Below are 11,015 nucleotides of genomic sequence, written 5' to 3'. Positions count from 1 at the left end.
TGGTGCGGGACCTTCCTGCGTTTAACCGCGCCGGCCGTTTAACCGCGCCAGCCGTTTAATCGCGCCGGCCGAATAACCGCGCCGGCACGGGGGTGTGCCAGACTTTCAGAATGGCCAATTCCCGCTCCGGAGACTCGGTGACCGATCGGATCGTGCGCATCATCAGCGCCTTCGACGGCGCCCATCCCTCGTTGCCTGTGGCCACCCTGGCCAGGCGCGCCGATCTTCCGCTTTCCACCGCCCACCGCCTGGTGAGCGAACTCCTGCGCCACGGATTGCTCCAGAAGCAGGCCGGCGGCGACGTCAGGCCGGGGATGCGGCTCTGGGAACTCGCCAGCCGCAGCTCGCCGGCCGGAGATCTCAAGGCCGTGGCCATGCCCTTCATGGAGGACATCCAGGCAGTGGTCCGCCAGCACACCCAGCTCTCGGTGCTCCGCGACGACGAGGTGCTGTTCATCGAACGGCTCTCCAGCCGCGGATCGGTGTTGAACCACGCCAAGGTGGCCGGACGGCTGCCGCTGCACGTCTCGTCCTCCGGGATGGTGATGATGGCGCATTCCCCGCGCCACGTGCAGGAGGCCTACCTGGCCCGGGCCTCCGGCCAGGGTTCCGCCCCGCCGCCCGAGGAGCTGCGCCGGCAATGGGCCGTGATGCGCCAGTACGGAGCGGCGAGCCTGCCGGGCATCGTCGTCGCTGACACCACCGGCATCGCGGTCCCTGTCTTCAACGCTTCGGGGATGGCGCTGGCAGCCATCGGCGTGGTGGTACCCACCGGTGAGGAGAACATTTCCGCCACCGTGCCGGCCCTCATGACGGCGGCGCGCGGCATCTCCCGAGGCCTGGGCATACTGCCACCGGGCTTTCCCATTGAATGAGAACCACGTGGCCGCCGGGCTGTGCCCGTAGTCACACTGGAGGCTAGGTTTCCCTTCCCCCTCTAGGAGTACTACATGGTCGCAGCACGCACAGTCCTGAAAACCAAGGTCGGCATCGTGGGTGGCGGCCCGGCCGGACTGATGCTTTCGCACCTGCTGGCCTCTGCCGGGATCGACAACATCGTCGTGGAAAAGCGGGACCACGAAACAATCCGGACGACGCACCGCGCCGGAATCCTGGAGCACGGCTCCGTCCGGATGCTCACCGAAGGCGGCGTCAGCAACCGGGTCCTGACTGACGGTTACAAGCACGACGGCATCGACCTGCGCTTTGGCGGGCAGAGCCACCGGATCGATTTCGAGGACCTGGTGGGGGAGTCGGTCTGGCTCTATCCGCAGAACGAGGTTTTCGTGGACCTGGCGGCTGCCCGGAAGCGCGACGGCGGCGACGTGCGTTACGCCGTCACCGGCACCGAGGTGCTGGATCAGCTCTCTGACACGCCCAAGATCCGCTTCACTGACGCCGACGGCGCCGACTTCGAGATCCACTGCGACATTCTCGTGGGAGCGGACGGCTCGCAGGGCATCTGCAAGCGCTCCATCCCGAAGGACCGGCGAGTCGATAACTTCATCGAGTATCCGTTTGCCTGGTTCGGCATCCTAACGCAGGCCCCGCCGAGTGCTCCGGAACTGATCTATGCCAACTCGGACCGCGGCTTCGCCCTGATCAGCCAGCGCAACGACAACGTCCAGCGCATGTACTTCCAGGCCGATCCCACCGAGGACCCTGAAGCTTGGAACGAGGAGCAGATCTGGGACGAGCTGCAGCAGCGCGTGGCAGGCCCGGATGGATTTGAGCTCAAGCGTGGCCCCATCTTCGAGAAGACCCTGCTGAAGTTCCGCAGCTACGTCTGCGAACCCCTGCGTTACGGCAACATGTTCCTCGCCGGAGACGCCGGCCATACCGTGCCGCCGACCGGCGCCAAGGGGCTGAACCTGGCCCTGGCCGACGTGCGTGTCCTGTTCGAGGCCATTGATTCCTTCTACGCCGCCCGCAATCCGGACCTGCTGGACGGCTACAGCGAGCTGGCGCTCAAGCGGGTCTGGCGGGCCCAGAATTTCTCCTACTGGATGACCTCAATGCTCCACACCCGTTCCGATGCCAGTCCGTTTGAGCGCAAGCGCGCCCTGGGCGAACTGCAGGGGGTCGTCTCGTCGCGCCACGGCAGTGCCTACCTGGCCGAGGCCTATACCGGGTGGCCCAACGGCTAAAGAGTTCGCATTACGAACACCTGTACACCAAATGAACATTCAATGTAGGGTGGTTCCGACTGGCGGGATGGTCGGACAAGGTCCGGGTGCGCCGCAGGCGCCCCCTCGAAAGGAAGATAGCCATGGAAATGGAACAAGAGAGTTTCCAGGACAGCCACGTGCCGCAGGGCCCCGATTCGGCCCAGAGCACTCAGGACGAAATTACTGCCGAGATCTCCGACGTCCACGCCGGATACCGCAAGGGCGTAAGCGACGGACTGCCGCCCGAAACCCAGCCGCGGCTGGACTTCGCCCCCTACCGCAGCTCCATCCTGCGCCACCCCACCAAGGACCCGCACCACACCGACCCGGAAACGATCGAACTGTGGTCCCCGGCCTTCGGCCACCAGGACGTGCATGCCCTGGAGTCCAACCTGACCATCCAGCACAACGGGGAGCCCCTGGGCGAGCGCATCATCGTGCGCGGCCGGGTGCTCGACGGTGACGGACGCCCGGTCCGCAACCAGCTGATCGAGGTCTGGCAGGCCAACTCGGCCGGCCGCTACATCCACAAGAGGGACCAGCACCCGGCGCCGATCGACCCGAACTTCACCGGCGTCGGCCGTGCCATCACCGGTGATGACGGCTCCTACGAGTTCACCACCATCAAGCCCGGTCCCTACCCGTGGAAGAACCACTTCAATGCCTGGCGCCCGGCGCACATCCATTTCTCGCTGTTCGGCACCGACTTCACCCAGCGCATGATCACCCAGATGTACTTCCCCGGTGATCCGCTCTTCGCCCTGGACCCGATCTACCAGTCCATTACCGATCAGAAGGCCCGGGATGCACTCGTGGCCACCTATGACCACAACATCACCGCGCATGAGTGGGCCACCGGCTACAACTGGGACATCGTGCTCAGCGGCAGCAGCCGCACCTGGATGGAAGACGAGGACGCAGAATAATGAGCGAGCAGAAACTTACAGTCACTCCGGCCCAGACCATCGGCCCCTTCTACGGGTACGCGCTGCCCTATGAAAAGGACAACCAGCTGCTGGCCCCGGGCCTGCCCGGCACCATCCGGCTGCACGGCACCGTGCTGGACGGCGCCGGCGAAACCATCCCGGACGCCCTGCTGGAAATCTGGCAGGCCGACGCCCTGGGCACCATCGTGCAGCAGACCGGGTCCCTGGTCCGCGATGGCTACACCTTCACCGGCTGGGGCCGCACCGCAGTGGACAATGCCGGGAACTACACCTTCACCACGGTGAACCCCGGTCCCGTGAAGCCCGGCAGCGCACCGTTTATCTCACTGGTGGTCTTCGCCCGCGGCCTGCTGAACAAGCTGCACACCCGGATCTACCTGCCCGAGGACACTGAGGCGCTGGCCAATGACAGCCTGCTCGCCTCGCTGCCCGCGGACCGTCGGTCCACACTGATCGCCACACGCGAGGCCGACGGCGGACTGCGGTTCGATATCCGCCTGCAGGGTGAAAACGAGACCGTTTTCCTCGCGTACCCGGAGGCGTAGCCGTGGATGTTCCCAGCGGTGACTTCGGCCTGCTCTCCCCGGCCTGGGCCGGGACCCCGGCCGCGGCACTGACCGGGGACACCGCGGCCCTGCAGGCAATGCTCGACGTCGAACTGGCGTGGCTGCACGTCCTCGCCGAAGCGGGTCTGGTGGCTCCGGAGGTTCCCGCCGCAGCGGCTCCGGCGTGCCAGGCCGCACGCTATGACCTGGGCGGTCTCGCCGCTCGGGCGGCCGGCGGGGGTAACCCCGTGATTCCGCTGCTCGCCGACCTGCGTGCCCTGGTGCGCGAGACCTCGCCCGAGGCAGCTGCCGTCGTGCACAAGGCCGCAACCAGCCAGGACATCCTCGACAGCGCGCTGATGCTGATGGCCTCCCGTGCCCTGCAGGTCATCCTCGCCGATGCCCGCAGCACCGTTGACGCGCTGGCGGCGCTGGCGGATGAACACCGGCACACGCCGGCAGTGGCCCGGACCCTCACCCAGCACTCCCTGCCGACAACCTTCGGGCTGCGCGCCGCCCAGTGGCTGCACGGGATCGGGGCAGCCACCGCCGCCCTTGATTCCGCCGCCGCCCGGCTGCCCCTGCAATGGGGCGGAGCCTCGGGCACCCTGGCCGCCCTCAGCACCGCCGCAGCCCGCGGCGGCCCCGGGACGGCCGGGGCACTGGAGCTGTCCGACATGCTGGCAGCCCGGCTCGGCCTGGCCGCAGCGCCGGCCCCGTGGCAGGCGAACCGGCTGCCGGTCACCGGCCTGGGCGCCGCGCTGGCGGACCTGCTCGCCGCGGCCGGCAAGATGGCCAACGACGTCCTGCTCATGAGCCGCCCCGAAATCGCTGAGGTTTCCGAACCCCGGGCCGCCGGCCGGGGCGGGTCCTCCGCCATGCCGCAGAAACAGAACCCCGTCTTGTCCGTGCTGATCCGCAGCGCCGCGCTGGCCGCCCCCGGCCACGGCGTCCAGCTGCAGACAGCCGCCGCGACAGCCGACGATGACCGCCCGGCCGGCTCCTGGCACGTGGAGTGGCAGGCCCTGCGGTCACTGCTTCGCCTGGCCGGGGGAGCGGCAGCCAAGCTGGCTGAGCTCAGTGCGGGCCTGACCGTCCACACCGATTCCCTGCACCGGAACCTCGAAGCCGCCGGGCCGCTGGTCCTCAGCGAGAAGCTGATGTCCACGGTCGCTCCGCTGCTTGACGACGACGGCGGCCCGGGCAGCGGCAAGGCACGCCTGCAGGAGCTGGTCTCCAAGTCCCTGGCTACCGGCGAAGACTTTGCCGGTCTGCTGCGCGATGCACTTCCGGTTACCGTGCTCTCCGACGAGGCCCTGGCCGCAGAACTGGACCCGGCAAACTACCTGGGCGAATCCAGCGCCCTGATCGACCGCATCATCGCCGCCTACCCCGGAAGGAACTAACTCCCTGTGAGTGTCCCCGTTCTCAAAGCCAGCATGCTCAGCAACGCCGGTGCCCACGCGCCGGTGCTCATCGCAGGCCCGTCGCTGGGCACCTCGGCGGCCGCCCTGTGGTCTTCCACGGCTGCCGCCCTGGAAAATTACACGGTCATCGCGTGGGACCTGCCCGGCCACGGTGCGAGCCCGGCCGCCACGGAGCCCTTCACCATCGCGGAACTGGCCGACGCGGTCGCGGGAATCGTCTCCTCGGCCCGCACTGCGGCGGACATCGGCCCCGGACAGCCCGTGTACTACGCCGGTGTGTCCCTGGGCGGTGCAGTGGGCCTGCAGCTGGGCCTGGACCACGGCGGCGACTTCGACGGGCTGGCCATCATGTGTTCGGGAGCCAAGATCGGCGAGCCCGCCGGCTGGACCGAGCGGGCCGAAACCGTCCGCAGCCAGGGCACGCCGGCGGTGCTGATCGGATCGGCGCAGCGCTGGTTCGCGCCCGGCTTCATTGAACGCAGCCCCGAGGCCTCCGCCGCCCTGCTGCATTCCCTGCAGGATGCCGACCGCTTCTCCTACGCCTACTGCTGCCAGGCCTTGGCCGGCTTCGATGTCCGTGAAAAGCTCGGCGACATCGCCGTGCCGCTGCTGGCGGTCGCCGGAGCAGCCGACGAGGTGACCCCGCCGTCATTCGCGGAGCTCATCGCCGAGGGCGCATCCCACGGGACCAGCGCCGTCGTCGCCGGCGCCGCCCACCTGGTGCCGGCGGAAAAGCCGGCCGAAACCGCAGATCTGCTGGGGAACTTCTTCGGAAGCCTTTCCGGCGCCGCCCACTTGGAAGGGAAGTAACTGAAGTGATCCACGACGGCAGCAAAAGCCGGCAGGATGTCTACGACGAGGGCATGGTGGTCCGCCGCGAAGTGCTCGGTGCCGCCCATGTGGACCGTGCCAACGCGGCCAAAGACGACTTCACCACCGACTTCCAGGACATGATCACGCAATACGCCTGGGGCACCATCTGGACCAGGCCGGGGCTGCCGCGCACCATGCGCAGCGCCATCACACTGACCGCGCTGATTGCCCACGGTCACATGGAGGAATTCGCCATGCACGTGCGGGCTGCCCTGCGGAACGGGCTCACCCGCGACGAGCTCAAGGAAATCATCCTGCAGTCGGCCATCTACTGCGGCGTGCCGTCCGCCAACTCCGCCTTCAAGGTGGCCCAGGACGTCTTCGCCGGTCTGGAACCCGACACCGATTCTGATGCTGACACCGATGCCGAGGAGACACCGTGAACCAGGCCTATATCTTTGATGCAGTCCGCACCCCGTTTGGAAAGTTCGGCGGCGCGCTGGCGGGTGTTCGTCCCGACGACCTCGGCGCCCAGGTGATCCGTGCCGCCGTCAACCGCGCCCCCGGCCTGGACCCGGAGCGGATCGACGAAGTGGTGTTTGGCAACGCCAACGGAGCCGGCGAGGAAAACCGCAACGTGGCCCGCATGTCGTCGCTCCTGGCCGGGCTGCCCACCTCCGTGCCGGGCACCACCGTGAACCGGCTGTGCGGCTCCTCGCTGGACGCCGCACTGATCGCGTCCCGGCAGATCAACACGGGCGAAGCGGACCTGATGCTGATCGGCGGCACCGAGTCCATGACCCGTGCCCCCTGGGTGCTGCCGAAAAACGAGAAGCCCTACCCGGCCGGCAACCAGACCCTGGCGTCCACAACCCTGGGCTGGCGCCTGGTCAATCCGCAGATGCCGGCGCAGTGGACGGTTTCCCTGGGCGAGGCCACTGAGCAGCTGCGCGAGAAGTACGGCATTACGCGCGAACGCCAGGACGAGTTCGCCGCCAACTCCCATCTCCTTGCCGCCAAGGCCTGGGACGAAGGCCGCTACGACAACCTCACAGTGCCGGTCGACGGCGTGGACCTGGCCCGCGATGAATCCATCCGTGCCGGCTCCACCGTTGAGAAGCTGGGCACGCTCAAGACAGTGTTCCGGCCCGTGTCCGACGACGCTTCCGGCGGCACGGTCACGGCCGGCAATGCCTCACCCCTGAACGACGGCGCCTCCGCCGCCTGGCTCGGCAGCGAGGCCGCGGGCGACCTGCTTGGGCTGGCACCGCTGGCCCGGATCGCCGGACGTGGAGCCGCGGCCAACGAGCCGCAGTACTTCGGCTACGCCCCGGTTGAAGCAGCGAACACCGCCCTGAAACGGGCCGGCATCGGCTGGGGCGACGTGGGTGCCGTCGAACTCAACGAAGCCTTCGCCGCGCAGTCCCTGGCCTGCCTGGATGCCTGGGATATCGACCCGGTTATCGTCAACGCCTGGGGCGGCGCGGTGGCCATCGGCCACCCGCTCGGCGCCTCAGGCACCCGGATCCTGGGTACGCTGGCCCGCCGGCTCGAGGCCTCGGGGGAGCGCTGGGGAGTTGCCGCGATCTGCATCGGCGTCGGGCAGGGCCTGGCCGTGGTTTTGGAAAACACCGCCCGGTAAAACACCGCCCTGTAAAAACCCGACGAACCAACACCGCATTCCACGAAGAGGAGAACCGTGCTCAACATTGTGCAGGACGTCGATGAGGCCGTAGCGCCGATCCACGACGGAGCCACCGTCATGATCGGGGGCTTCGGTCAGGCCGGGCAGCCGGTGGAGCTGATCGAGGCGCTGCTGCGGCAGGGCGCCAAGGACCTGACGGTGGTGAACAACAACGCCGGCAACGGCGAGCACGGCCTCGCCGCCCTGATCGGTGCCGGCCGGGTGAAGAAAATCATCTGCTCCTTCCCGCGCCAGTCCGATTCGCAGGTCTTCGACGCCAAGTTCCGGGCCGGGGAAATCGAGCTGGAACTGGTACCGCAGGGCAACCTCGCCGAACGGATCCGCGCCGCGGGTGCGGGCATCGGCGGCTTCTTCACCCCCACCGCCTACGGCACGCCGCTGGCCGAGGGCAAGGAAACCCGGGTCATCGACGGCCGCGGCTACATCTTCGAAACCCCGCTGCAGGCCGACTTCGCCCTGGTGAAGGCACTGCGCGCGGACCGCTCCGGAAACCTGGTCTACCGCAAGACGGCACGGAACTTCGGCCCCATCATGGCAGCAGCCGCCAAGACCGCCATTGTCCAGGTCAGCGAGGTCGTCGACACCGGGTCCCTGGACCCCGAAAACGTTGTCACCCCCGGAATTTACGTCAACACCCTGGTCCGCGTGGCCGGGGAAAAGGAGCCGGCAGCAGCATGAGCACTTCCCGCCTGGACAAGAACCAACTGGCTGAACTCGTGGCCCGGGACATCGCTCCCGGATCCTTCGTGAACCTGGGCATCGGACAGCCAACCCTGGTGTCCAACTTCCTGGCCCCCGAACAGAACATCACCCTGCACACCGAAAACGGCATGCTCGGGATGGGCCCCGAGGCCCACGGCGACGAGGTCGACCCGGACCTCATCAACGCGGGAAAAATCCCGGTGACCGAGCTCCCCGGCGCGGCCTACTTCCACCACGCCGACTCGTTTGCCATCATGCGCGGCGGGCACCTGGATGTCTGTGTCCTGGGCGCCTTCCAGGTCTCGGCCGACGGCGACCTGGCCAACTGGCACACCGGGGCTCCGGACGCCATCCCGGCCGTCGGCGGAGCGATGGACCTGGCCACCGGCGCCAAGGACGTCTACGTCATGATGTCCCTCTTTACCCGGGAGGGCGTCAGCAAGCTGGTGAAGGAATGCACCTACCCGCTCACCGGCGTCGGCTGCGTCACCCGCGTTTACACCAACGAGGCGGTCTTCCTCCTGAAGGATGACGGCGTCCACGTCCGCGAGACCTACGGCACCACCTTTGAGGAACTAGCCGCGCAAATGGACATTCCGCTGATCCGCGACCAGGCCGGGCAGCAGGACTGACCACCACCATGGATGAGCGCATGAACGGCACCACAGCGGCCAGCGGCCAGTACGTCCAGTCCCTGGCCCGGGGGCTGGACGTGATCCGCGCCTTCGACGCAGACCACGTCCGGATGACCCTCAGCGAGGTGTCGCAGCAGACCGGACTCAGCCGCGCCACCGCCCGCCGCTTCCTGCTCACCCTCGTGGAACTGGGCTATGTCCGCACCGACGGCCGGTACTTCGAGCTGACGGCCCTGGTGCTGGCCCTGGGGTACTCCTACCTCTCCGGCCAAACCCTGCCGCAGCTGGCCCAGCCGGTGCTCGAGGATCTCTCGCGCGAGATTTCAGAGTCCACGTCGGCGTCCATCCTGGACGGCACGGAAATCGTCTACATCGCGCGCATCCACACGCGCCGGCTGATGCGGGTGGGCATCGCCGTCGGCACCCGTTTCCCGGCCTACGCGACCTCGATGGGCCGGGTCCTGCTCGCCGGGCTGCCGGATGCACGGCTCGAGGACTACCTGGCGGAGGTGGAGCTGCTCCCGTTGACCGAGCGGACCATCACCGACCGGAACCTCCTGCGCGAGGAAGTGCTCCGGGTCCGCGCTGCCGGCGCGGCGGTCGTCGACCAGGAACTCGAAGCCGGCCTCCGCTCCGTAGCGGTCCCGGTCCGCGGCCCCGGGGGAGATGTGGTTGCTGCATTGAATACCTCCATGCAGGCTTCGCTGGGCACCGGCAGCGGTACGCTGGAAGAGGCGGTTGCGCAGGTACTGCCGCAGCTGCAGGCCGCCTCCGCGAAAATCACGGCAGCGCTGGCAGCCCGCGCCTAGCCGCCGGGATGGCCGGCTGGCGACCAGCGGATGTGAGTTCCGCCGCACCTGCGGGAGGCCAGGATTAAGTCTGCTAGACTGATAACCAATTGTTTGTGTGGCAGTGGATGAAGGACGCTCGCAGAATCCCCCGGGATGCTGGTGAAGCGGGCCTGTTTCCGGGTTGCAGGGTTCCTGTGCAACGAATGCCACACTTTTGCACGCCTACGGTCGCTTCCGCGAGAGTATCGGAACTTCTCGCGGGTACTGCGGCAACGACGACTTAAAGCGCATCGCCTCGGCTGTTCCGACAGCTGACAGCGGGGCGGAGCAACCAAGAGAATTAATCTCTCGAGAAAAAACGGAGAACACGAAAGTGCCTACGATTCAGCAGCTGGTCCGCAAGGGCCGGTCACCCAAGGTCTCCAAGACCAAGGCTCCCGCCCTTCAGGGAAGCCCCATGCGCCGTGGTGTTTGCACCCGCGTTTACACCACCACCCCGAAGAAGCCGAACTCTGCGCTCCGTAAGGTTGCCCGCGTGCGCCTCAACGGCGGCATTGAAGTAACCGCTTACATCCCCGGTGTTGGCCACAACCTGCAGGAACACTCCATCGTCCTCGTTCGCGGCGGTCGAGTGAAGGACCTGCCCGGTGTTCGTTACAAGATTGTTCGCGGCGCACTGGACACCCAGGGTGTCAAGAACCGCAAGCAGGCTCGCAGCCGTTACGGCGCGAAGATGGAGAAGAAGTAATATGCCCCGCAAGGGTCCGGCCCCCAAGCGGCCGCTCGTTCTGGATCCCGTTTACGGTTCCCCGCTGGTCACTCAGCTGATCAACAAGGTTCTGGTAGACGGCAAGAAGTCCACCGCAGAGCGCATCGTTTACGGTGCACTCGCTGGCGCTCAGGAGAAGACCGGGGGAGACCCCGTTGCAGCCCTGAAGAAGGCCATGGACAACATCAAGCCGAGCCTTGAGGTCAAGTCCCGCCGCGTTGGCGGCGCCACCTACCAGGTTCCCGTCGAGGTCAAGCCGGGCCGTGCAACTGCACTGGCTCTGCGCTGGCTCGTCGGTTACTCCAAGGCCCGCCGCGAGAAGACGATGACTGAGCGTCTGCGCAACGAGATCCTGGATGCTTCCAACGGTCTCGGTGCTGCAGTGAAGCGCCGCGAAGACACCCACAAGATGGCCGAATCCAACAAGGCCTTCGCACACTACCGCTGGTAATAAGCCTGGCCGACGGCGGCCCCTCCTTCGAGGCCCTGCATTCCGCTTCGGCGGGGTGCGGG

13 protein-coding genes are annotated in these 11,015 nt (G+C 67.2%); all 13 read left to right on the top strand.

Annotated elements, in window-relative coordinates:
- Positions 1–110 precede the first annotated feature (110 nt).
- The 13 genes from KKR91_RS13555 to rpsG all read left to right on the top strand — a co-directional run bounded on the left by KKR91_RS13555 (position 111) and on the right by rpsG (position 10,953).
- Positions 111–875 (top strand): IclR family transcriptional regulator, encoded by a 765-nt coding sequence (locus KKR91_RS13555; RefSeq protein ID WP_210228036.1) that lies wholly within the window; start codon positions 111–113, stop codon positions 873–875.
- 75 nt (positions 876–950) lie between these two features.
- Positions 951–2,147 carry a 4-hydroxybenzoate 3-monooxygenase gene (locus KKR91_RS13550; protein ID WP_210228038.1) on the top strand — a complete coding sequence of 399 codons (1,197 nt, stop codon included), beginning with the start codon at positions 951–953 and terminating at the stop codon, positions 2,145–2,147.
- A 122-nt stretch (positions 2,148–2,269) separates the two neighbouring features.
- On the top strand, positions 2,270–3,094 hold the full coding sequence (gene pcaH, locus KKR91_RS13545; protein ID WP_210228040.1) for a protocatechuate 3,4-dioxygenase subunit beta: 825 nt from the start codon (positions 2,270–2,272) through the stop codon (positions 3,092–3,094).
- Positions 3,094–3,660 carry a protocatechuate 3,4-dioxygenase subunit alpha gene (pcaG, locus tag KKR91_RS13540; RefSeq protein ID WP_210228042.1) on the top strand — a complete coding sequence of 189 codons (567 nt, stop codon included), beginning with the start codon at positions 3,094–3,096 and terminating at the stop codon, positions 3,658–3,660. The genes pcaH and pcaG overlap by 1 nt, the downstream gene beginning before the upstream one ends.
- A 2-nt stretch (positions 3,661–3,662) precedes the next feature.
- The gene (locus KKR91_RS13535; protein WP_237687383.1) at positions 3,663–5,066 is read left to right on the top strand and encodes a lyase family protein; all 1,404 of its coding nucleotides are present in this window, start codon (positions 3,663–3,665) and stop codon (positions 5,064–5,066) included.
- Between the two features lie 6 nt (positions 5,067–5,072).
- Positions 5,073–5,897 carry an alpha/beta fold hydrolase gene (locus KKR91_RS13530; protein ID WP_210228044.1) on the top strand — a complete coding sequence of 275 codons (825 nt, stop codon included), beginning with the start codon at positions 5,073–5,075 and terminating at the stop codon, positions 5,895–5,897.
- A 5-nt stretch (positions 5,898–5,902) separates the two neighbouring features.
- Entirely contained in the window at positions 5,903–6,343 is a 441-nt protein-coding gene (gene pcaC / locus KKR91_RS13525; protein ID WP_273544899.1) for a 4-carboxymuconolactone decarboxylase, read from the top strand.
- A complete protein-coding gene (locus KKR91_RS13520) occupies positions 6,340–7,542 on the top strand; it encodes a thiolase family protein (RefSeq protein WP_210228046.1) in 1,203 nt (400 codons plus the stop codon). The genes pcaC and KKR91_RS13520 overlap by 4 nt, the downstream gene beginning before the upstream one ends.
- A 57-nt stretch (positions 7,543–7,599) precedes the next feature.
- Positions 7,600–8,283 (top strand): 3-oxoacid CoA-transferase subunit A, encoded by a 684-nt coding sequence (locus KKR91_RS13515; protein ID WP_210228048.1) that lies wholly within the window; start codon positions 7,600–7,602, stop codon positions 8,281–8,283.
- Positions 8,280–8,939, top strand: coding sequence for a 3-oxoacid CoA-transferase subunit B (locus KKR91_RS13510; protein WP_210228050.1), 660 nt, complete (start codon positions 8,280–8,282; stop codon positions 8,937–8,939). Before KKR91_RS13515 ends, KKR91_RS13510 begins: the two co-directional genes overlap by 4 nt.
- A 20-nt stretch (positions 8,940–8,959) precedes the next feature.
- Positions 8,960–9,751, top strand: a complete 792-nt coding sequence (locus tag KKR91_RS13505) for an IclR family transcriptional regulator domain-containing protein (RefSeq protein WP_210228052.1) — start codon at positions 8,960–8,962, stop codon at positions 9,749–9,751.
- Positions 9,752–10,106: 355 nt separating this feature from the next.
- The gene (rpsL, locus tag KKR91_RS13500; protein WP_104052742.1) at positions 10,107–10,481 is read left to right on the top strand and encodes a 30S ribosomal protein S12; all 375 of its coding nucleotides are present in this window, start codon (positions 10,107–10,109) and stop codon (positions 10,479–10,481) included.
- A gap of 1 nt (position 10,482) precedes the next feature.
- The gene (gene rpsG, locus KKR91_RS13495) at positions 10,483–10,953 is read left to right on the top strand and encodes a 30S ribosomal protein S7 (RefSeq protein ID WP_104052741.1); all 471 of its coding nucleotides are present in this window, start codon (positions 10,483–10,485) and stop codon (positions 10,951–10,953) included.
- The last annotated feature ends 62 nt before the right edge of the window (positions 10,954–11,015 follow it).

Origin of the sequence: Arthrobacter jiangjiafuii (assembly GCF_018622995.1) — a bacterium.
Taxonomy (GTDB): domain Bacteria; phylum Actinomycetota; class Actinomycetes; order Actinomycetales; family Micrococcaceae; genus Arthrobacter_B; species Arthrobacter_B jiangjiafuii.
This window is presented reverse-complemented; position numbering and strand designations above follow the sequence as displayed.